The organism is Pseudomonas sp. PGPR40 (assembly GCF_022014505.1).
In the GTDB taxonomy this organism is placed as follows: Bacteria; Pseudomonadota; Gammaproteobacteria; order Pseudomonadales; family Pseudomonadaceae; genus Aquipseudomonas.
This window is the reverse complement of sequence record NZ_JAKLSP010000001.1, coordinates 68,668-89,688: the sequence shown is the minus strand read 5'-3', so window position 1 is coordinate 89,688 and position 21,021 is coordinate 68,668. Positions and strand designations below refer to the sequence as shown.

The following is a 21,021-nucleotide window of genomic DNA, read 5'->3' as shown; positions in this document are numbered from 1 at the left end:
GCTCCCACAGTTGGACGGGGTACATTCGGGGAAGATCCGTCGGCTGACAGGCCGCCATCGCAGCGATGCGGCGACCCGACAAGCCAGCTCCCCAAAAAAATCAGCGCACATCCGCTCCGCTGTTCACCACTCAACAGGCCGAGCGTTAGCTCGCCTGCAGCTGTTGATCTCGATGCACCGTCCCCTCGAGAGGCCGAGTGGAGGTTCTGCGCAGTGGGCAACCCGGCATGGATGCCGGGTTAGCCGCGCACGGCCAGGGATGGCCGATCGCGGCGGCCCACGGAGCAGGACCGGAGCGAGGGCATGCCGAGCCTTAGCGAGGCACCGAACGACAGGGGCAAAGAGCCCTTGGTTACTTGGGGCTTTTCCAAGTGACCCGCCGTAAGGGCGGAACCCTAGGTGGCCGTGACCGCAGAAACGGATATATACCCCATCAAAATCGGGAAGATGTGTAGATACCCATGCTCATCGCGGGCAAGCCCGCTCCCACAGGTTCCGTGGTTGGCTGACTGGTATTGGGTAATCGCCAGGTTTGGTTTGTGACTCGGGAATTCATCACCCAGTCCCAAGAACAAACAACTCCAACATGGCCAAACAGCATGCATCCGCAAAGATTGCCCCTGCACAACGAGTTGCACGCGCGCCCTTCTCTGTATTTCGACGAGCCCGCCCACGTTTTTCATCTGGCGTTTCTGGCCAATGACGGGCAATGCGACACCCTACTGAGTCGCTGCTGCCCCGGCCCCGTCGACCCCGATGCGGCACAGGGCATTACCGAGTTGGAGGGTCATGCCTTGAAGTGGGAACGGCACGCGGAGTTCCTGACGCTAACGCTGGTGGTGCCCTCCTCCAGTCACGAGCCATGCTGGAGCCCGCCCCCCAAAGCCTTGATGGAGCGGCTCGAGCCCTTCATGCTGCATGTGATCAACGCGGTGCAGATTGTGGTCCGCACCGACGCGTCCTTTTCCGGCGACCTGTCAGTTTATGGATTCAAAGACCCTTGCGGCTCTTGCATCGGCGGTGGCGATGCGACGGTCTGGAGCGATTTTCGCTTGAGCGCCGACGGCACCAACCGTTTCCTGTTCGTTAACAAGCGCCTGAATGCGTATCGCCAGGGACGGATGATCCGCCGCCTGCTCGAAATCGAAACCTACCGAATGATGGCTTCGCTTTCACTGACCACCGCAAAAGCTTTGAGCACTCAGCTCAATGTCTTCGACAAGACCTTGGTAAACCTCTCGGAACGTAATGCCGGCCCCGATACCGGCAATGCCAAAGCGTTGCTGACCGACATCGCCAACTTGTCTGCGCAAGTGGTGAGCAGCAGCGCTAAAACCCGACACCGCTTCAGCGCCACCCAAGCGTATGCACAGCTGGTTTTCGAACGCCTGGGCGAACTGCGCGAAAGCCATGTGGGTGATTGCCAGCGACTGGGTATCTTCATCGAAAGACGCTTCAAACCCACCGTCAGATACTGCACGGTCACCGAACAACGCCTGGAGCAACTGGCCGAAAGCGTGGCCAACCTCGGGGACTTGTTGCAGGCCCGTGTCCAGGTGGAAATGGAAGAGCAGAACTCGGAAATTCTGAAGAGCCTGAACGCCCGCGCCGATACTCAAATCAAAATCCAGCGTGCCGTCGAAGGCTTGTCGATTATCGCCATCACCTATTATTTGTTGAGCCTGTTCAAGCTGTTCTACTCGGGATTGCATGTCATGGGCGCGGATATTTCCGCGAGAGACGCCATGCTGGCCATGACCCCGCTCGCGCTCTGCGTTCTGCTGTTCATTTTGATCAGAATCAGGAAAGCCAAAGAACATTGACCTAACGTAAGCATGACCGCCGCCCCGCTCCACCCGCTACATGGGCAGAACGGGGCAGTGCGATCAGAACGTCACACTGGCGCTGAGGCGTGCCGTGCGCGGCTCGCCTACATTGACCGCCAGTTGGCTGCCGGTGGAGGACGGGTAGTACTGTTTGTCGAACAGGTTGTCGACGTTGAATTGCAGCGAAGTCTTGTACCCGAACAGCGGCGATTCCCAGCGCACGAAGGCATCGGCCACGGTGTAGCTGCTCAGCCAGAAATCGTTGGCGTTGTTGGCGGCGCGCTCGCCGACGTAACGTGCACCGGCACCGGCGTGCCAGGCCCCGAACTCCGTGGGGACGTTCAGGTGATGCGTGAGGTACAGGCTCGCGGTGTGCTTCGGCGCATTGGCGAGGCGATGACCTTCGTCATCCGGATCGTCGAGGATTTCCGTGTGGGTGTAAGCGTAGGTGCCGATCAGGTCCCAGCGCTCGGCCACACGCCCGGTGATGTCCAGTTCCACGCCCTGTGAGCCGACCTTGCCCGCCGCCTCCGAGAGGTTGATGCCACCGACCGTCTGGCTAGTCACGACGTTTTTCTTGACGATGTCGAACAGTGCCAGGTTGATGTTCAGCCCCGGCAGCGGGTCGTACTTGGCGCCGACCTCATAGCTGCGGCCTTCCTCTGGATCGAAGGTGTGGCCGGCATCGTCGACATCGGTATTGGGCTTGAACGAACGACTGTAGTTGCCGTACAGCGACAAGGTCTCGGTGGCTTTGTAGACCAGGCCCAAAAACGGCACGAAGGCATCGCCGTTATCGTCACGGTTGACCTTGTAGCTGCTGCCGCGCCCCTGATCGCCGTACTGATCGTAATGCTGCTGACGACCGCCGAGGACCAGGATCCAGCGATCGTCGAGGTGCCAGTTATCCTTGAAGTACACGGAGCTGGAGGTCAGTTGGTTGCTCAGGTCGCTGTCTTTAGCGCTGACAAGGCTGGGCTCAGCCAGTCGACCATAAACCGGCGACGTGATGTCGAAGCCTGACCGCGCGGCATTACGGTAGGTTTTGCCACGGAATTGGTCAGACACTTCAGTGTCCGCACCGACCAGCAAATCGTGGCGCTGGCCGAACAGTTCCTGCTGACCGATGAAATCCCAGCTGGCGTAGCGGGTTTCGTCGTCATAGTGAGCGCCGTTGGCGGCACGTCGCAGATTGTTGCCAGTCAACGAACTCGGCTGGGCAATCGAGAGGCTGTAGCGGTCGTTGTTCCAGCCGTAGGTGACGCGGGTTGTCCAATCGTCACTCAGCTGATATTCGAAACGCGCATTGACCGTTTCACGGATGCCGACACTTTTCGCCCACTTTTCGTCGAGGCGCTTGTCGTAGTCGATGTCCGCCGGATGGCCGTTGGTGAACACGGTGCCGCGGTCGAAGGGATTGGAGTATTCGTTGTACTCGTAGCTCAGCGTCAAGCTGGCACGGTCGCCGGTCCAGGTCAGCGACGGTGCGACCAACGTGCTCTCATTCACGCCGTAGTTGCGCCAGTAATCTTCATGGCCGCGTTCAGCAATCAGGCGGTAGGCCAGGCCTGTATCGCCCAGCGGCCCGGTGGTATCCACCGCCAGGGTGCCGCCGCCTTCGCTATAGGCCGAGCCGCTCAGGGTGGTGCTCTGGGTGTACTCAGGCTTCTTGCTGATCACGTTGATCAATCCGCCGGGCTCCAGCGCGCCGTACAGCATCGAAGCAGGCCCTTTGAGCACTTCAATACGATCTGTCGTGGCGCTGAAGTTGCGCCCCAGATTGGAACGCACGCCATCGCGCAGGATCGAGCCGTCATCGTTGGTGCCGAAACCGCGCTTGACCAGCGAGTCTCGCGAGCCGCCCAAGGTATTGCCCTGACTGACGCCGCTGACAAACTTCATCGCGTCGTCCAGCGAGCGCACCTGATAGTCGGCCAGGGTTTGCCGGGTGACCACATTGATCGATTGCGCCTCTTCCTTGATCGGCACATTACTTTTACTCGCCGTGCTGGCTTGGGAGGTGGTGTAGCTCGTGTCTTGGCTGACGCGGCTCGCCTGAATATCCGTGGTCGGCAGTTCGATGGGTTCCTGTGCCCATAATGGACCGGCAAACATGACGCAGGACAGGGTTGGCAACGCGTTTTTCATGAAGACTTTGCGGCGGGCAAAGGGATGGGGATGGCTCAAAACGTTGCACTCAATGAGTTAGTAGTAATGATTCTCATTGTATGATGCAAGATATTTCCAGTAAATACCCTATTAACTAACGAGTTATTAATCACCAGCGCGTCGAAGTAGCCCTCCTTCAGCCCCAGAGCCAACAGTCGCTCACAGCACACCACCCAATGACTGATGTCACTGGTGAAACGCAGTCGCGGCAGTTGGCGGATCAGTTCCAGGGTCACCCAAGGGCTGTATAGGGAACGGGCGCGATGCGTCTCGAAACTGCAGAACACCCCATGCCTGGCGGCCAGTTCCATGGCTTGGCCGAAGAACTCGACCTGCAATGCCTGCGGCCAGCGGTCGTTGCCTGCCAGCAGATTGACGAAACGCGGGGTCAGCTCCGTGGCCCAGCCCAGCTTGCGATCAATGTCGGCCAAGTGTCGGGCAGGTGTGGCGTTCTGGTCGGGCAATACATCGTAAGCACTGAACAGTGTGCAGATGTAAGGAACCCGATTGCTGCGCAGGAAAGCGCCGAACTCGACACGCTCATCGGCCTGCAGTGGCAGGCGTGCTTCGATGCCATCGAAACCGGCGGCGAGCAATTCATCCAGGGCCTGTGCCTTGCTGGCGGGATTGGGCTGGTGGCGGTACTGGGCAGTCGAAAGGGGGGCTGCGGGCTGCTGCTTTGATGGCGTCAGTCCCGTGGGGCAGATCCTAAGACCATGCCGGCAAACGATTGAATAGGCTGCAGCAATTAGTTAGTTCAGAAATTCATGAACTAACCATGCCAACCTTTCTTGTGTTGCGTGAGGGGCGATGCGGCTGATGGGCACGAACCAGAACAGAGCACTGTGGTTCAACCATTCCCGCGACTGGTTGATCGGCTGTTCTGCCTTCGCTGCCCTATAGCCATCGAATGCAATCCCCCCTTTTACCGCATGGACGACAGGCCGACCCTTGGTCAAGCGCGAAGGCTGGCAAACAACTTGCCGTCGGGATCTTGGCTGAAGGCTGCCGCCACTCAGGTTCGCAAGGGTCAGGAGAACAGTGATCCGCAACAACTCGTCCCTTCACCGTAGATTCGCTACTATGTTCGTCCCGTTCTCCTTATCTGCGGATTTCTTCATTCTGGAGCCCGAATGCCTAGTCAAAAGGACATCGCCGCCGAAAGCGGCGCACCGATGATTCCTGAACAGCGCCGTGAATTGATGCTGCGCCAGTTGCGCAAATATCAAGTGCTGAGCGTTCATCAATTGATGGAAATGTTCGACTGTTCGCACATGACCATCCGCCGCGACATCGCGCTGCTTGAACAGGAAGGCCGTGCTTATTCGGTCACCGGTGGCGTGCGAATCGCCAGCCAGCTCCACAGCGAGCCCAGCCATCAGATCAAGGCGGTGGTCGAGCTGCCGCAGAAGCAGGCGATGGCCAAGCTGGCCGCGCGGCTACTGCATGCCGATATGACGATTTATCTGGACGCGGGAACGAGCACGCTGGAGATCGTGCCGCACATCAAGGCGCTGTCGGGCATGACCGTGGTGACCAACGATTTCGGGATTGTCCAGGCGCTGATCGATGCGCCCCATGTCACGGTGATTCACACCGGCGGGCAATTGGATCATTCCAATCAATCGTGCGTGGGTGGACTGGCGGTGGCCACCTTGCGTCAGGTCGTCACCGATGTCGCCTTCATCTCCACCAGTTCCTGGGATTTACGTCGCGGCCTTACCACGCCTTCGGCGTTGAAGGTGGAGGTCAAGCAAGTCGCGATGCAATCGGCCGCACAAGTGGTGCTGGTGGCCAGCAGTTCGAAGTACGGCACGTTCAGCATGTACAGGATTGCCGGGCTCGAACAGTTCGACATCATTCTCAGCGACGATGCGCTGACCCCTGCCGCGGCCGATAGCATCCGCAAGCAGGGTGTAGAACTGCTGTTGCCTTCCGATAGCAACGTGTAGGGCGTTAGCGCGCCTTCCAGTCACGCAACCACTGCAAGCCGGCCGAGGTGTTACCACGGGGCCGATATTCACACCCTACCCAGCCGTCATAACCCAACTGGTCGATCAACTCGAACAGATAGGGATAGTTGACTTCTCCCAGGTCCGGTTCGTGTCGATCCGGTACGCCAGCGATCTGGATATGGCCGATGCCGTCGAAATCCCGACGCAGTTTAGTGGCCAGGTCCCCTTCGACGATCTGACAGTGGTAGCAGTCGAACTGAACCTTCAGGTTACTGGCGCCCACTTCCTTGCAGATGGCCTGGGCCTGATCTTGGCGGTTGAGAAAAAAGCCCGGCATGTCCCGTGTATTGATCGGTTCCAGCAGCACCGTGATGCCGGCCTTGGCGGCCTGCGCGGTGGCGTAAGCCAGGTTCTCCAGGTACACGCCGTGATGGCGTGGGCGATCGCTTTCCGACGATAGCAAGCCGGCCATCACATGGATGCGTGAGTTGCCCAGCACCGTGGCGTATTCCAACGCGCGATCGAAACCGCTACGAAATTCACTTTCCCGCCCCGGCAACGACACCGTGCCCCGCTCCCCCGCCGCCCAATCACCGGGCGGTGCGTTGAACAGGGCCTGCACCAGGCCGTTGTCGCTCAAGCGCTGTTTGAGTTCCTGCGCGTTGTAGTCGTAGGGAAACAGGTATTCCACGGCTTCGAAACCATCGGCGGCAGCGGCGGCGAAGCGATCCAGAAATTCATGTTCCGGATAGAGCATGCTGAGGTTGGCAGCAAAACGAGGCATGGTAACTCCTATCTATATGTTTTTTTGTAGGAGCCAGGCTTGCCGGCGAAGGCGTCCTTAAGATCGCCTTCGCCGGCAAGCCTGGCTCCTACAGATCGGCATTACGGTAAGTCGTGTTTCTACAAGTGCAGTGCGTTAGACAAACGGCCAGATCAACAAGGTAATACCGAAACCCAAAGTGCCGAGCAAGGTGGTCAGCACCGTCCAGGTGCGCAAGCCGTCGGCCACGTTCAGCCCGGACAATTTGGTGAAGATCCAGTAACCGGCATCGTTGATGTGGGACATGGCCAACCCGCCACCGCCCATGGCCAGGCACAACAGCGCCATGTGGTTCGCGGTGAGATCGAGGGTAGCGATCAGCGGACTGATGATGCCGGCGGTGGTCACCAGCGCCACCGTGGTCGAGCCCTGAACCGCACGCAACAGCATGGTCAGCAGAAAGCCCAACGCGAGCACCGGCAGACCAGTGGTGCGCAACATATCGGAGACTACGGCGCCGATGCCGGTATCCACCAACACCTTGCCGAACACACCGCCGGCACCGGCAATCAGGATCACCATGGCCACGCCAGGCAAGGCCGAGCCGATCACGTCAGACACCTGAGTACGACTCCAGCCCCGACGCGAACCCAACAACCAGGCACACAGCAAGGTATCGATCAACAGCGCCACCAGCGGCGCACCGAGTACGGTCATGATGCCGCGCAGAATCGAGTCGGCAGGCAGCAACGAGGTGGACAGTGTTCCCAGCAGGATCAGAATAATCGGCAATACAATAAGGCCGACGATCAGACCAAAACCCGGTGGTGGCGCCGGCGGCAACTTCGAGACAATGCTGCTGGTGGCTTCCTCCAGGCCCATGTGAGACGCAGCCACAGCCGCTCGCTCAGGGCTTTTATCGTTGCCATTGGACCAGGCGGCCAGGTCCTCGTTGGTGACATGCGGGCCATAGACTTCGGCACGAATATCGTCGGTCATCGGGTACACCCGACGGGTCATGCGCCCGGCCACGCGGTAGCCGACATAGCAAAGGAACGCCGTCAGCGGCAGACCGAACATCAGCACGCGACCGAGGTCGGCACCCAACTGGCTGGCAGCGGCTACCGCACCCGGGTGCGGCGGCAGGAAGGCATGTACGGTCAGCAATGCAGCGCACATCGGCAGCGCGAACACCAGCAGCGGCTTACGCGCACTGCGAGCAACACCATAGGCCAGCGGCATCAGGATGATCACGCCGACCTCGAAGAACACCGGCACCCCGACCATGAACCCGGCAATCGTCAGCGCCAACGGCGTGCGGCGGTTGCCGAACCGGGTAATCAGCGTCTTGGCGAGCGCCTCGGCACCGCCGGAGAGTTCGATGATCCGCCCGATCATCGCGCCCAGGGCAATGATGATCGCGATATGGCCCAGCGTCTTGCCCATGCCGCCTTCGATGGTGGCAACCAGATCGGCCGGTTTCACCCCGGCCACCAGCGCCACCAGAATGCTCACCAGCATCAAGGCCACGAAGGGTTGGAACTTGTACTTGAGCACCAGAAACAACAACAGAGCGATCCCTAGCCCCGCGGTAACCATCAGGATTAACGGGCTCATTTCAGAAGCCCTCCACGCTGGATGAACGAAAGGGGTCTTCTAAAAATGCCGCAGTGAAGATGAGTCATGCCTGGATGTCCTCTTGTTATTGTATTTTTCAGGCAAGCCGGGGTCGTTGGGAGTCGCTGTGCGTCTCCCTGACAAGGCCTGCGTTGTCGATCTGTCGTGTTAAAAAATCAGAGCACTACCAGTGTGCGCCGAAGGTCTCTCGCAGCTCGTCCAGCGCTGCCTGATCGAGCGGTTCAGGCTTGGGATGGCTCATCAGCCACAGCCGCGCGGTTTCCTCGAGTTCTTCCAGGGCGTAGCTGGCCCTGGAGACGGAACTCTCCCAGACCACCGGCCCCAGCCGTTCGAGCATCACGCCGCGAACGCTGTTAGCCAGTTGCGCGACCTGTTCGGCCACCTTCGGCGAGCCGGGACGCTGATAGCCAATCAACGGGATATGCCCGACTTTCATCACCTGATACGGCGTCAGTGGCGGCAGAATGTCGTCCGGTTGCCAGACACCCGCCAGCGTCAACGCCACCAGATGGGTGGAATGGGTATGCACCACGCCACCGACGCTCGGGTTGCGGTCATAGACTTGGCGATGCAAGGCCAGGGTCTTCGAAGGCTTGTCACCGGAGACCCATTCGCCGGCCAGATTGACCTTGGCGATAGTCGCCGGGTCCAGGCGGCCGAGGCAGACATCGGTCGGTGTGATCAGCCAACCGTCATCCAGACGCGCGCTGATATTGCCGGCGCTGCCGACGGTGTAACCGCGCTCATAAAGGCTGCGACCGACCTGGCAGATTTCTTCGCGCAAGGCGTTTTCGTCACTCATTGAGCACCCCCGGCCAGTTGCTTCAAGGCTTTGTCGAAGAAATCCCGAGCACCGAAGTTGCCCGATTTGAGCGCCAGGGCCAGAGGCTCATCCGTGCTGCTAACCGTTGCCGGCACGCCCGGATCTATCTGCGCGCCGATCTGCAACAGTTGCACACCCAGCGCCTGAACCACAGCGCCCGAGGTTTCACCGCCGGCAATCACGAAGCGTCGTATACCGCTCTGACGCAAACCTTGGGCAATTTCGCCAAACGCGTTTTCCACCAGACTGCCGGCCTGTTCGACGCCGAGCTGCTGTTGCACCGCCTTAACCTCGTCCGGTGCGCTGGTGGCGTAGATCAATACGGTTTGCTCATTGCCCTTGGCGAAGGCCAGGGCCTGGGCAACCACCGGTTCACCGGCCGCCAGGGCCAACGGATCAATCCGCAGCGCCGGCCGACCGGCTTCGAGCCACGCCGCGACTTGGCCATTGGTGGCGATCGAAGCGCTACCGGCCAACACCACTTCACCGCCGGACACCGCCGGGAGTTTCGAGGCATCGAGGTCACGCAATTTGCCGGCGCGACGGAAGTTTTCCGGCAAGCCCAGGGCCAGCCCCGAACCACCGGTCAGCAATGGCAAATCGGCGCAGGCGGTGCCGAGTGTGTACAGATCCCGGTCCGACAAGGCATCGGCAATCGCCATGCCGACACCTTCAGCCCGCAGTTCTGCGATTCGCTCACGCACCTGTTCGGGCCCTTGGGCAATGGTGTCGTAGCGCAACAGGCCGACGTTCAGGCCCGTCTGCGATTGCAGCACCCGAACCAGGTTGGCGTCGGTCATCGGCGTCAGCGGGTGATGCTGCATGCCCGACTCGCTGAGCAGTTGATCCTGCACAAACAAATGGCCGCGAAAGATCGTCCGGCCATTTTCCGGAAATGCCGGGCACGCCAGGGTGAAATCGCTGCCCAGCGCCGCCAGCAGCGCTTCGCTGACCTGGCCGATATTGCCGGCCGCGGTGGAGTCGAACGTCGAGCAATACTTGAAGAAAATCTGCTCGCAGCCTTGCTCACGTAACCAGGCCAACGCGGCGAGGGACTGTTCGACCGCTTCGGCGACCGGAATGGTGCGCGACTTCAGCGCGATGACAATCGCATCGGCATCAAGCCCCGCCGCCACTTCGCTGCCGGGAATGCCGATGCTTTGCACGGTGCGCATTCCGCCGCGCACCAGCATGTTGGCAAGGTCAGTGGCACCGGTGAAATCGTCGGCGATGCAGCCCAGCAATGGGCGTGCAGTGGTTGTGTTCATTGGGTGTTCCTCAAACCGATTCAGTCTTGGCAGTCGGCAGTTCAATGCCGGGGAAAATCTTGATCACCGCCGAGTCGTCCTCACGACCGAAACCGGCACTGGAAGCCTGCATGAACATCTGGTGGGCGGTGGCCGACAGCGGCAGCGGGAATTTGCTGGCGCGGGCTGTATCCAGCACCAGGCCCAAGTCCTTGACGAAAATATCCACCGCGGACAATGGCGTGTAATCGGCCTTGAGAATGTGCGGCACGCGGTTTTCGAACATCCATGAATTGCCGGCGCTGTGGGTGATCACTTCGTAAAGTGCATCGGCATCGACCCCTTCACGCAGGCCCAGCGCCATGGCTTCGGCAGACGCAGCGATGTGCACCCCGGCGAGCAGCTGGTTGATGATCTTGACCTTGGAGCCCAGGCCATGGCTGTCACCCAGGCGATAGACTTTGCCGGCCATACCCGCCAGGACTGCTTCGGCCTTGGCATAAGCGTCGGCCGGGCCAGACGTCATCATGGTCATCTCACCGGCAGCCGCCTTGGCCGCGCCACCGGAAATCGGGGCATCCAGGTACAGCAAACCTTGCGCGGTCAGGCGCTGACCCAGGTCGACGGCGTAGGTCGGGGCCACGGTGGCGCAACCGATCACCAGACTGCCAGGGCGCAACGCAGCCACGGCGCCGCCCTCGCCAAACAATACGGTTTCGGTCTGCTCGGCGTTCACCACCACGGTAATGATCACATCGCACGTAGCGGCCATCTGCGCGGGCGAAGAACACGCCACGCCGCCCTCGCCGGCAAACTGTTCTGCCACCGCGGCACGCACATCGCAGGCATGCACATTAAAGCCGCTGCGCAACAGTGAGCGGGCAATGCCCAGGCCCATCGCGCCCAGACCGACAACACCGACATTCTTGTTATTCATGGGGTACTCCCGAGATAGCTGTTTATGAGAAAGCGGCGGCCTATTCCACGCCGGCAAGGCGTAGGCGGCGAGCCGCGTTGTAGATATGGGCACGGGCGGCATGCCCGGCGGCGAGCGGATCGCGCAGCCGAATGGCCGCCACGATCGCTTGGTGTTCTTCATGAACCTGACGGGAGAAGTCCGCCCTGCCCGCCTCGTTGGTGCGAGTGATGCGGGTCGCGGCCTCCAGGTACTGACTGACGAATTCCAGGGTCTTGAGAAAGTAGGGATTGCCCGTGGCTTGAGCGATGGCACGGTGAAAAGCCACATCGGCGCGAACACCGTCCTGCCCCTCATCCACCTCTTCATCGATGTGTGCCAGCGCCTCGTCAATCTGCACCAGATCGGCTTCGCTGCGATTGAGCGCCGCCTCGCAGGCAATTTCCGCCTCGATGGCACGGCGCAGCGCCAACAGGTGAAACACGCTGCCGGGCAGATTGGTTTCGGCGTAATCGATACGCAGCGGGCGGATGTTGGCATTGGCGGTGACGAAGATGCCGCGCCCTTGTTGGGGCTGCAGCACGCCTTCGTTCTTGAGACGGGAAATGGCTTCACGGACCACGGTGCGACTGACACCGAAGGCTTCCGAGAGCATCGCTTCACTGGGCAGTTTGCTGCCGGTGGCGAACACACCGCTCTCAATCTTGTCCAGCAGCTGCTGAGCGACGCTGTCACTCAGCACGTGAGTCGGGACCTTGTCGAACATCGTAGCCATCCTGTTTTTGTCTTGTTATCAGGTTGTCATACAGGTTGAGCAGATAATCCCCCAATGAACGGATTATGTGAAGTCTTTTTTTAGAATAACATTTTTTAACATGTCGATAAATTTACCAAAGCCTGCTCAGGTCGACATCAGTGACGTGCTGGTGCAAGCGTTGCTGCAGGATCACTGGATTTGGTGCCAGGCAGGATTCCGCCCGGTGCCCGGGCTGAAGAATTGCTCTTCGACAGCCTTGGTAAATCTTATCGACCAAAAAAAATGGACCTCTTTTCAGAGATCCATTTTTCTAATGCGTGGAGCGGGTACTGATGAAGCAGGTATCAGAACCAGGTTTCCATCTGTATGCCGTACTGCCATACACCGCCGGCATTGAAGTCCGACTTGCCGAAGTTGTCTGTGGAACTGTATTCGTCCAGGTCCGAAGACCAGTCCATGAGGCTTGCGAACACTCGCAATTCGGGGCGTGTGAGCAGGTCTCCAACGTCGGGTTTGAATGTTGGGGCAATCGTGAATTTCCAGAAGTTACCGTCGACCGCATTGCGTTGCAGGTAGCCCTTGGGGTCGAGGTCCATGGTTTGCCAGCTCATTTCGTAGGCCATCTCGAAATTGCTGTTGATTTCATTGGCCAACCGCACGTTCAGGGTCATCCAGCGGTAATCGTCACCCTTGACGTATCTGTCCTTGCTTTGCTCGGCCAGCAAGCTGGGGCCAATGCGCCAGCCCGGTGCAATGGGTGTCTCGCCGTAAAGCGCCAGACGCAGCGCGCGGGCTTCGTCGATCAGTTCGCCATCCGAACCGATATTCTTGACCTCTGCCCCCAGACCTTGCCCGTAGAGCAGCGCCGTTTTGAAGAAGCCTTCTCTGCCGAAAAAGTCTTTCTGGTGATTGGCCAGCATGCTGTGCAAGCCGGAATCCGCAGGCGTCAGGCCCGCTTCATTGGTGCGGGTGGCAAAGTCGTTTTTCTTCGAGCCAATGCCATTGAACATCCACTGCCACTGACCATCATCGAAGAACTGGTTGGAGGTCAGGATGTAGCTTTCCACATCGGCATTGACGCCGCCCTCACTGAAATCCCCGTAGTTACGGCCGATCAAGGAGTAATGGGAGCGCCAATCCTTGTTCATCTGCACATCGTAGATTCCGCCCCCGGTGCCGGCCAGAAAGATGACGTCCGAGTCCAGCCAGTGGATATCGAAATTGTTCCTATCGAATCGCTTGCCTGCCCACAGGGTGGAATTTTCGAACACTGAATTGCCCTTGAAGGCGGCGAGATGATCAAGTTCGGTAAATACCTGGCGTACGTTCAGGTTGCTCTCGTCGGCCGTCCAGTCATTGGAGCTTTCCACTCCATCGGCGATGGACACCGTGAATTTGGAACGGGTACCGTTCTGCGCCAGGATTTCTTTCGACAGGTCTATGCGCATGTAGGTGTCGTCTTCATTACCCAGTCGCCCGACTGCCCCGCCGACTGAACCGGCAGGGGTGGTGTAAGGCCCGCCACGACCACCACCCAGCCCATCGTTGATCAGCAATCCGGAACGGGCGTAGCCCTTGAAGCTGAAGCCGTCTGTGAGGTGTCCGCTGCTGTCCTGCTTTTCCATGCTTTGCTGACGGGCTTCGAGTTTTGCCACTCGAGAGTCCAAAGCAGGCGTCGAAATGGCGGCAGCAGTAGACGCAGCGGGCTGCAAGGCGGGAGTTGCAAGTTTGAGCTGTTGCAATTCCCTGGCAAGTGCCTGGGTTTGCTGTTCGGCTGCGGCTGCGCGTTTTTCCGCGGCGCTGGCACGGGCTTCAAACGCGGCCATGCGCTCTTCCAGAGTAGCGGCCTGAGTGGTCGCCGCCGAGGTGCTGAGCACGCCTGCGAGTAGCCAGCTTGATGCTTTCTGCATGGGGATTTCCTGTTTTGTTTTTATTGTTTTGTTCCAGAGGACGAGCCTTTTTTTCGTGATTCGCGGATTGCCAAAATCGACAAAAAAAAGGATGCCTCATCGCAAATACGCTGATACATTGACAATGTTAACGTTAACTTTTCTAAAAACAAAAATAAAGAGGGCTTTATGAAACAACTGAAATCTGTCCTTCCAGCAGCACTGCTCGCCCTTTGTGCCGGGCTTCCATCCCTCTCGAACGCAGCCGATTTAACGATCTCGTGCGGTGCGGTGGGGGCGGAATTACAACTCTGCAAAGAAGCCGTCGAGGCGTGGTCGAAACAGACCGGCAACAACGTCGAGGTGGTTTCTACGCCTAATTCGGCGACCGAAAGGTTGTCGTTCTACCAACAGATCCTCAGTGCGCAGTCCAGCGACATCGACATCATTCAAATCGACATGGTGTGGCCGGGGATGCTGGCCAAACACCTGCTGGATCTACGCGAGGTGCTTCCTGCCAACCCGACCCAGGGCTACTTCCAGGCACAGGTGGATAACGCCACGGTGAACGGACGACTGGTGACGATGCCGTGGTTCACCGACTCGGGCCTGCTGTATTACCGCAAGGACTTGCTCGAGAAGTACAACCAGCAGGTTCCCCAGACGTGGGAGGAAATGACCGCCACCGCCAGGACTATTCAACAAGCCGAGCGCGCTGCCGGGAATCCCAATGCGTGGGGTTACATCTTTCAAGGGCGCGCCTACGAGGGCCTGACGTGTAATGCGCTGGAGTGGATCAGCAGCCAACCGCAAGGTGGGCTGGTCAATTCCCAAGGCGACATCGTGGTCAACAGCCAGGCCTCGAAAACGGCATTGACCCTGGCGAAAAGCTGGGTGGGAGACATCTCCCCGAGGGGCGTACTCAATTACACCGAGGAAGAAGGCCGTGGTGTTTTCCAGTCGGGAAATGCGCTGTTCATGCGTAACTGGCCTTATGTCTGGGCCTTGGTGCAAAGCCAGGACAGTGCCGTAAAAGACAAGGTCGGGGTCGCTCCCCTGCCCCGCGGCGGCGAGACCGGCAGCCATGCCTCCACCCTCGGTGGCTGGGGCCTGGCGGTATCGCGTTACAGCGCCCACCCAAAACTTGCCGCAGAACTGGTGAGCTACCTGACCCGTGCCCAAGAGCAAAAACATCGTGCCCTGATAGGCGCCTATAACCCGGTGATCGAGTCGCTGTATCAAGACCCCGAATTGCTCGCGGCCATGCCTTATTACGCTCAGCTGCACAGCATTCTCAACGATGGGGTGATGCGCCCCGCCTCCATCACTGCTGATCGCTATCCACGCGTTTCCAATGCGTTCTTCGATCGAGTGCATGGCGTGTTGGCGGGCGAGTTGCCTGTCGATCAGGCGCTGGCCGAACTGGAAAGCGAACTTACGCGCATCAAACGTCGGAACTGGTAAGCCACAAGGAAGAAAATCACCATGTCTGTCTCTATTACTGCCCCCGCTGACGAGCTCTTGCTCACCCGGGAAACGCCCGTACAACGTCGCCGGGTACGCGCGGCCTGGCTGTTTCTGACGCCGATGTTGCTGTGTCTGGCGCTGGTGGCGGCCTGGCCGCTACTGCGTACATTCTGGTTCAGCCTGACCGACGCCAACCTGGCGGACACCGGCGGCGGAACCTTCATTGGCCTGAGCAATTATCTGTTCCACAACGGTTCCACCTGGTCGGGCATCCTGGTCGATCCTCAATGGTGGAACGCGGTGCGCAACACCTTGCATTTCACCGTGGTGTCGGTGGGACTGGAAGTCGTACTGGGACTGTTGGTGGCGTTGCTGCTCAACATCAAGTTCACCGGCCGTTCCCTCGTGCGTGCGATGATTCTGATTCCGTGGGCGATTCCGACCATTGTCTCGGCAAAGATCTGGTCATGGATGCTTAACGACCAGTTCGGCATCATCAATCACATGATGCTGAGCCTCGGCCTGATTGACGCGCCCCTGGCCTGGACGGCCGATGCGGACCTGTCGATGTGGGCGGTGATCCTCGTCGACGTCTGGAAGACCGTGCCGTTTGTCACGCTGCTGATGCTGGCGGCCTTGCAGATGTTGCCGAGCGATTGCTACGAAGCCGCGAGGGTCGATGGCATTCATCCGCTGAAGGTGTTCTGGCGCGTCACGCTTCCCCTGCTGATGCCCGCACTGCTGGTGGCGGCGATCTTCCGCATCCTCGACTCGTTGCGGGTGTTCGACGTGATTTATGTGCTGACCTCAAATTCGTCGAGCACCATGAGCATGTCGGTCTATGCCCGCCAGCACCTGGTGGAGTTCCAGGACGTCGGTTACGGCAGCGCGGCTTCGACGCTGTTGTTCTTGGTCGTTGCGGTGATCGCCATGCTTTATCTCTACCTCGGACGCCGTCAACTGGAGGTCCGGTCATGAGCCCGCGCCTATTGAAAAAAACGCTGTTGCGCCTCGGGTTCTGGTGCCTGATCGGGATATTGCTGCTGTATGCGGTCTTCCCTTTCTACTACGCCATCGTGACTTCGCTGAAGCCGTCCAGCGCCTTGTTCGAGGTGAGCTACTGGATTGAAAACCCCGACTTCTCCAATTACGCGGCGGTGCTCAACCAAGCCTCATTCCTGCGGGCTATCGGTAATTCACTGGTGGTCGCGCTTAGTGTGGTGACACTGGCGCTGTTCCTCAGCCTGACCGCCGCCTATGCCTTGGGCCGGGTGAAGTTTCGAGGGCGTGGCACGGTCTTGATGATGGTCCTTGGCGTGTCAATGTTTCCTCAGGTCGCGGTGCTGTCGGGGCTGTTCGAGGTGATCCGCGCCTTGGGTCTGTACAACACGTCTTGGGCATTGATTCTGAGCTACACGATTTTCACCCTGCCCTTCACGGTCTGGGTACTGACTACGTTCATGGGCCAACTGCCCCATGAACTAGAAGAAGCGGCAATCATGGATGGCGCTTCACCCTGGGTCACGTTGACCCGGGTGCTGTTGCCGCTGCTTTGGCCCGCGCTGGTCACCACTGGCTTATTGGCCTTCATCGCCGCGTGGAACGAGTTCCTGTTTGCCCTGACCTTCACCCTCACCGATACGCAACGCACGGTGCCGGTCGCCATCGCCTTGATTTCCGGCGGCAGCCCCCATGAGTTGCCTTGGGGGTTGTTGATGGCCGCCTCGGTGGTGGTCACCGTCCCACTGGTGATTCTGGTGCTGATCTTCCAGCGCCGAATCGTTTCCGGTCTCACTGCCGGCGCGTTAAAGGGTTGATGCCCAACAAAGACAAGGAACAGCATCGTGATCAAATTGAAACTGGACAACGTGAACAAACAATTGGGCGGCGCGCGGATTCTTCGCGACGTCAGCCTGGAAATCGCGGCGGGTGAATTCGTGGTGTTCGTCGGCCCTTCGGGCTGCGGAAAATCGACCCTGCTACGACTGATCGCCGGACTGGACTCGATCTGCGGCGGCGACCTGCTGATCGACGGGCGTCGGGTCAACGACCTGGAGCCACGCGAGCGTGGCGTCGGCATGGTGTTTCAGTCATATGCGCTGTACCCGCACATGAGCGTCTACGACAACATCAGCTTTGGTCTCAAACTGGCCAAGACTGAAAAGACCAGCCTGCGCGAGCGCGTGCTGAAAACGGCGCAAATCCTGCAATTGGACAAACTGCTGCAACGCAAGCCAAAGGAACTGTCCGGCGGGCAGCGTCAGCGTGTGGCCATGGGCAGAGCCATGGCGCGGGAACCGGACATTTTGTTGTTCGATGAGCCGCTGTCCAACCTGGATGCATCCTTGCGCGTGCAGATGCGCAACGAAATCGCCCGGCTGCATGATCGACTCGGCTCGACCATGATCTACGTCACCCACGATCAGGTTGAAGCAATGACCCTGGCCGACAAAATTGTCGTGCTCAATGGCGGTCGCGTCGAACAGGTCGGCTCACCGCGCGAACTCTATGAGCGCCCGGCCAGCCGTTTTGTCGCCGGTTTTCTCGGTTCGCCCAGAATGAATTTTCTGCCGGCGCGCCTACAGGCACCCGGCGAAACCAGCCTGGTCGATACCCTCGTATGGGGCGTCACGCCCCTGCCCTTCGACAGCTCCAACCTGGCGGCAGGCACGCTGTTGAGCCTGGGGATTCGCCCGGAGCACGTGTCGCTCAAGGCGGCAGAGGGAACCGCCGGCGTCGTCGTGACCGCAGTCGAATACCTGGGCAGCGAAACCTATGTGCACCTCGAGACAGGTCAGGATGAACCAATGATTTGCCGTTGTGAGGTCAACGCCGGATGGCAAGCGGGCGATCGGGTCGAGCTGCAGTTGGACATCGACAACCTGCACCTGTTCGACGTCGCCGGCACGGCCTTGAAGCGCCACCCACACGCGATTGAAATCCTGCCCAATGGCGTTCCTCTGCGCTCGGCACGAGCAGGCGCCCTATGACTGTGTCTTTGAATTCCATGAATGTTCCAATGTCCGCAGCCCTTGAGATTGCGCAACATGCGCTGAGTGATGGCCTGTCTCGCGTCATCCACGATTATCGACCCGATTATCATCTTGCCCCCCCGGTGGGCTGGATGAACGACCCCAACGGGGTGGTGTACTTTCGTGGCGAATACCATGTGTTCTATCAGTACCATCCCTTCGACGCGAAATGGGGGCCGATGTATTGGGGACATGCCAAGAGTGCCGATCTGGTCCATTGGCAGCATCTGCCCATCGCCCTGGCGCCCGGCGATGACTTCGACCGTGACGGTTGTTTTTCCGGCAGCGCGGTGGTGTGTGGCGATACCCTGGCACTGATCTACACCGGGCACACCTGGCTGGGGGAAGTGGGTGATGAACGCTCGATCCGCCAAGTCCAGTGCCTGGCCACCAGCAGCGACGGCATCCGGTTCGTCAAGCATGGCGCCGTCATCGACACCGCGCCGCAAGACACGATCATGCACTTTCGTGACCCCAAGGTGTGGCAGGAGGATGACTATTGGTACCTGATTGCCGGCGCGCGTCTGGGTGATAAGCCGCTACTGCCGCTATACCGTTCCACGGATCTGCACACCTGGGAGTTCCTCGATTATGTGTCCAGCGGCAGCGAGGGCGATGGCTATATGTGGGAGTGCCCGGATCTGTTCCGACTGAACGGGCGCGATGTCCTGCTGTACTCCCCCCAGGGCATGCAACCCGAGGGTTACGAACGGCTCAACAAGTACCAGACCGGTTATCGAGTCGGCCGACTCGACAGCGAATGGCACTTCACCGGCGGGCCCTTTATCGAGCTGGATAACGGCCACGATTTCTATGCCGCGCAAACGCTACTGGCCGCCGACGGTCGGCGCCTTGTGTGGGCGTGGCTCGACATGTGGGAAAGCCCGATGCCGAGCCAGGCCCATCACTGGTGCGGCATGCTCGGGTTGCCGCGCGAACTTGAACTGTGCGCCGATCGCCTTTGCGTGTATCCGGCACGGGAGCTCACCGCACTGCGCAAGGCGCCATTGCCGGGCACGTCCTGGTGGGATGGATCGGGAGCCCGATGGGTGCGGGAAGTGAATGGCGACAGGCTCGAAATCCATGTGCATCTGGATTTGCTCGGCTGCACCGACGGCCATCTCGGAATCGCCTTGCGTTGCAGCGACGATGGCCAGGAAGAAACCCTGCTCTATTATGATGCATCGCTGCAGCGTCTGGTGCTTGACCGCAACCGCTCGGGTGCACAAGTCACCGGTCAGCGCAGTGTGGCGATAGACCCGACACAAGAGCGACTGGAACTGCGCGTGTTTCTCGATCGCTCGTCCATCGAGGTGTTTGACGAGAACGGGCGCTTCAGCCTCAGCAGTCGTTTCTATCCGGGGCCCGACAGTCTGGGCGTGAAGCTGTTTGCCAGCGGAAGTGGCGGGCGTGTCTCGATTCCCAAGGCATGGCCTCTCGGCTCTGGATGGCTATGAGCAGCGTCATTCAAGTCGCGAAAAGTCTGGACCCTGTGTCATGATTCTGCGTCAACCTGACCGGTCTCACCTCGCATGACTTCAGTGAAAGACGTTGCACAGCTGGCCGGCGTGTCCCTGATGACGGTTTCTCGAGCGCTCAATAATCCGGAAAAACTGAGCCCCGAAACCCTTCAGCGGGTGCGTCGCGCCATTGATGAACTGCAATTCGTACCGAGCTTGTCGGCGCGCAAGATGCGTGGCGACAATCTCCAGTCGCGAACCATCGGCGTGTTTGCACTGGACACCGCGACCACACCGTTCGCGGTCGAACTGCTGCTGTCCATCGAACAGACCGCGCAGCAAGCGGGCTGGAATGTCTTTATCCTCAACCTGTTGAGCAACCCGCCCACCGACCAGAACATCGACCTGATGTTGTCGCACCGTCCAGATGGGTTGATCTTCAGCGCCATGGGGTTTCGCCAGGTGAGCATTCCCGAGCGTTTGAAGAGCAAACCGCTGGTACTCGCCAATTGCCTGGCCGATGACAGTCATCTGGTCAGCTATGTGCCGGACGACGAATCGGGACAGTATCGCGCCGTTCATCATGCGTTGAGCCAAGGCTATCGACGCCCTCTGTGCATCAATCTGCCCAAACAGAGTCTGGCCTGGGGCCTGCGACAAAAAGGCCTGCAGCGTGCCTGTCAGGCATTCGGCCTGGTGCCTGACGCACTCCTGCAATATGACCTTTCCGATCATGATGCCTATGGTGAAACCGCAGCCATCCTCGACCGGCACATCATCGAGGGTCGTCCCCAGTTCGATGTTCTGATCTGTGGCAACGACCGCATTGCCTTTTGTGCCTATCAGCTGTTGTTGGGCCGTGGCCTGAAAATTCCCGACGATGTCGCCGTGCTCGGCTTCGACAACATGATCGGCATCGCCGAACTGTTCATCCCGCCGCTGACCACGGTGCAATTGCCGTACTACGAGATCGGTCGCAATGCTGCCCTGCACCTGATCGAGGCCCTCGAGGTATCGGGCGCCCAGCCCGTTGATTGTCCATTGGTGGTCAGGGCGTCGTTATGAGGGATTGACGTCAA

16 protein-coding genes and 2 pseudogenes are annotated in these 21,021 nt (G+C 59.5%); 9 read left to right on the top strand and 9 right to left on the bottom strand.

Going from position 1 to position 21,021, the window contains the following annotated elements; translation table 11 throughout:
• The first annotated feature begins 599 nt into the window (after positions 1-599).
• On the top strand, positions 600-1,823 hold the full coding sequence (locus tag MEB48_RS00365) for a DUF3422 domain-containing protein (RefSeq protein ID WP_237880824.1): 1,224 nt from the start codon (positions 600-602) through the stop codon (positions 1,821-1,823).
• Between the two features lie 63 nt (positions 1,824-1,886).
• Here the strand turns inward: MEB48_RS00365 and MEB48_RS00360 are convergent, their stop codons facing one another.
• Together MEB48_RS00360 and MEB48_RS00355 are read right to left on the bottom strand one after the other, a co-directional pair.
• The gene (locus MEB48_RS00360) at positions 1,887-3,974 is read right to left on the bottom strand and encodes a TonB-dependent siderophore receptor (protein WP_237881307.1); all 2,088 of its coding nucleotides are present in this window, start codon (positions 3,972-3,974) and stop codon (positions 1,887-1,889) included.
• Between the two features lie 170 nt (positions 3,975-4,144).
• Positions 4,145-4,600 (bottom strand): annotated as a pseudogene (locus tag MEB48_RS00355) (sugar phosphate isomerase/epimerase family protein); the annotation flags it as partial.
• A gap of 528 nt (positions 4,601-5,128) precedes the next feature.
• Here MEB48_RS00355 and MEB48_RS00350 point away from each other — a divergent pair.
• A complete protein-coding gene (locus tag MEB48_RS00350; protein WP_237880823.1) occupies positions 5,129-5,947 on the top strand; it encodes a DeoR/GlpR family DNA-binding transcription regulator in 819 nt (272 codons plus the stop codon).
• Positions 5,948-5,951: 4 nt separating this feature from the next.
• Here the strand turns inward: MEB48_RS00350 and otnI are convergent, their stop codons facing one another.
• The 6 genes from otnI to MEB48_RS00320 form a co-directional block, all read right to left on the bottom strand.
• A complete protein-coding gene (otnI, locus tag MEB48_RS00345) occupies positions 5,952-6,734 on the bottom strand; it encodes a 2-oxo-tetronate isomerase (RefSeq protein ID WP_237880821.1) in 783 nt (260 codons plus the stop codon).
• A 135-nt stretch (positions 6,735-6,869) separates the two neighbouring features.
• The gene (locus MEB48_RS00340; RefSeq protein WP_237880819.1) at positions 6,870-8,330 is read right to left on the bottom strand and encodes a GntT/GntP/DsdX family permease; all 1,461 of its coding nucleotides are present in this window, start codon (positions 8,328-8,330) and stop codon (positions 6,870-6,872) included.
• A gap of 184 nt (positions 8,331-8,514) precedes the next feature.
• The gene (gene otnC, locus MEB48_RS00335; RefSeq protein WP_237880817.1) at positions 8,515-9,153 is read right to left on the bottom strand and encodes a 3-oxo-tetronate 4-phosphate decarboxylase; all 639 of its coding nucleotides are present in this window, start codon (positions 9,151-9,153) and stop codon (positions 8,515-8,517) included.
• Positions 9,150-10,442, bottom strand: a complete 1,293-nt coding sequence (otnK, locus tag MEB48_RS00330; protein WP_237880815.1) for a 3-oxo-tetronate kinase — start codon at positions 10,440-10,442, stop codon at positions 9,150-9,152. The genes otnC and otnK overlap by 4 nt, the downstream gene beginning before the upstream one ends.
• Positions 10,443-10,452: 10 nt before the next feature.
• Entirely contained in the window at positions 10,453-11,460 is a 1,008-nt protein-coding gene (ltnD, locus tag MEB48_RS00325) for an L-threonate dehydrogenase (protein ID WP_442969038.1), read from the bottom strand.
• Positions 11,399-12,103, bottom strand: coding sequence for a FadR/GntR family transcriptional regulator (locus MEB48_RS00320; protein ID WP_237880811.1), 705 nt, complete (start codon positions 12,101-12,103; stop codon positions 11,399-11,401). The genes ltnD and MEB48_RS00320 overlap by 62 nt, the downstream gene beginning before the upstream one ends.
• Before the next feature lie 136 nt (positions 12,104-12,239).
• Between MEB48_RS00320 and MEB48_RS00315 the strand changes: the two are divergent.
• A pseudogene (locus MEB48_RS00315) lies at positions 12,240-12,358 on the top strand (LysR family transcriptional regulator); the annotation flags it as partial.
• An 80-nt stretch (positions 12,359-12,438) separates the two neighbouring features.
• On the opposite strand, the gene MEB48_RS00310 reads toward MEB48_RS00315, so the two are convergent.
• Positions 12,439-14,004 carry a carbohydrate porin gene (locus tag MEB48_RS00310; protein ID WP_237880809.1) on the bottom strand — a complete coding sequence of 522 codons (1,566 nt, stop codon included), beginning with the start codon at positions 14,002-14,004 and terminating at the stop codon, positions 12,439-12,441.
• 168 nt (positions 14,005-14,172) lie between these two features.
• Here MEB48_RS00310 and MEB48_RS00305 point away from each other — a divergent pair, with 168 nt between their 5' ends.
• The 6 genes from MEB48_RS00305 to MEB48_RS00280 all read left to right on the top strand — a co-directional run bounded on the left by MEB48_RS00305 (position 14,173) and on the right by MEB48_RS00280 (position 21,007).
• Entirely contained in the window at positions 14,173-15,447 is a 1,275-nt protein-coding gene (locus tag MEB48_RS00305; RefSeq protein ID WP_237880807.1) for an ABC transporter substrate-binding protein, read from the top strand.
• Between the two features lie 21 nt (positions 15,448-15,468).
• Positions 15,469-16,428, top strand: a complete 960-nt coding sequence (locus MEB48_RS00300; protein ID WP_237880805.1) for a carbohydrate ABC transporter permease — start codon at positions 15,469-15,471, stop codon at positions 16,426-16,428.
• Positions 16,425-17,267, top strand: a complete 843-nt coding sequence (locus MEB48_RS00295) for a carbohydrate ABC transporter permease (protein WP_237880803.1) — start codon at positions 16,425-16,427, stop codon at positions 17,265-17,267. Before MEB48_RS00300 ends, MEB48_RS00295 begins: the two co-directional genes overlap by 4 nt.
• A 27-nt stretch (positions 17,268-17,294) precedes the next feature.
• Entirely contained in the window at positions 17,295-18,440 is a 1,146-nt protein-coding gene (locus MEB48_RS00290; protein WP_237880801.1) for an ABC transporter ATP-binding protein, read from the top strand.
• Positions 18,437-19,939, top strand: a complete 1,503-nt coding sequence (locus MEB48_RS00285; RefSeq protein ID WP_237880798.1) for a glycoside hydrolase family 32 protein — start codon at positions 18,437-18,439, stop codon at positions 19,937-19,939. The genes MEB48_RS00290 and MEB48_RS00285 overlap by 4 nt, the downstream gene beginning before the upstream one ends.
• A 75-nt stretch (positions 19,940-20,014) precedes the next feature.
• Positions 20,015-21,007 (top strand): LacI family DNA-binding transcriptional regulator, encoded by a 993-nt coding sequence (locus MEB48_RS00280; RefSeq protein WP_237880795.1) that lies wholly within the window; start codon positions 20,015-20,017, stop codon positions 21,005-21,007.
• Positions 21,008-21,021: the final 14 nt, after the last annotated feature.

Bases quoted from the DNA above. Each gene is read 5' to 3' on its own strand.
- MEB48_RS00365 (WP_237880824.1), top strand. From the start codon at position 600: ATGCATCCGCAAAGATTGCCCCTGCACAACGAGTTGCACGCGCGCCCT.
- MEB48_RS00360 (WP_237881307.1), bottom strand. From the start codon at position 3,974: ATGAAAAACGCGTTGCCAACCCTGTCCTGCGTCATGTTTGCCGGTCCA.
- MEB48_RS00350 (WP_237880823.1), top strand. From the start codon at position 5,129: ATGCCTAGTCAAAAGGACATCGCCGCCGAAAGCGGCGCACCGATGATT.
- otnI (WP_237880821.1), bottom strand. From the start codon at position 6,734: ATGCCTCGTTTTGCTGCCAACCTCAGCATGCTCTATCCGGAACATGAA.
- MEB48_RS00340 (WP_237880819.1), bottom strand. From the start codon at position 8,330: ATGAGCCCGTTAATCCTGATGGTTACCGCGGGGCTAGGGATCGCTCTG.
- otnC (WP_237880817.1), bottom strand. From the start codon at position 9,153: ATGAGTGACGAAAACGCCTTGCGCGAAGAAATCTGCCAGGTCGGTCGC.
- otnK (WP_237880815.1), bottom strand. From the start codon at position 10,442: ATGAACACAACCACTGCACGCCCATTGCTGGGCTGCATCGCCGACGAT.
- ltnD (WP_442969038.1), bottom strand. From the start codon at position 11,460: ATGCCGCCCGTGCCCATATCTACAACGCGGCTCGCCGCCTACGCCTTG.
- MEB48_RS00320 (WP_237880811.1), bottom strand. From the start codon at position 12,103: ATGTTCGACAAGGTCCCGACTCACGTGCTGAGTGACAGCGTCGCTCAG.
- MEB48_RS00310 (WP_237880809.1), bottom strand. From the start codon at position 14,004: ATGCAGAAAGCATCAAGCTGGCTACTCGCAGGCGTGCTCAGCACCTCG.
- MEB48_RS00305 (WP_237880807.1), top strand. From the start codon at position 14,173: ATGAAACAACTGAAATCTGTCCTTCCAGCAGCACTGCTCGCCCTTTGT.
- MEB48_RS00300 (WP_237880805.1), top strand. From the start codon at position 15,469: ATGTCTGTCTCTATTACTGCCCCCGCTGACGAGCTCTTGCTCACCCGG.
- MEB48_RS00295 (WP_237880803.1), top strand. From the start codon at position 16,425: ATGAGCCCGCGCCTATTGAAAAAAACGCTGTTGCGCCTCGGGTTCTGG.
- MEB48_RS00285 (WP_237880798.1), top strand. From the start codon at position 18,437: ATGACTGTGTCTTTGAATTCCATGAATGTTCCAATGTCCGCAGCCCTT.
- MEB48_RS00280 (WP_237880795.1), top strand. From the start codon at position 20,015: ATGACTTCAGTGAAAGACGTTGCACAGCTGGCCGGCGTGTCCCTGATG.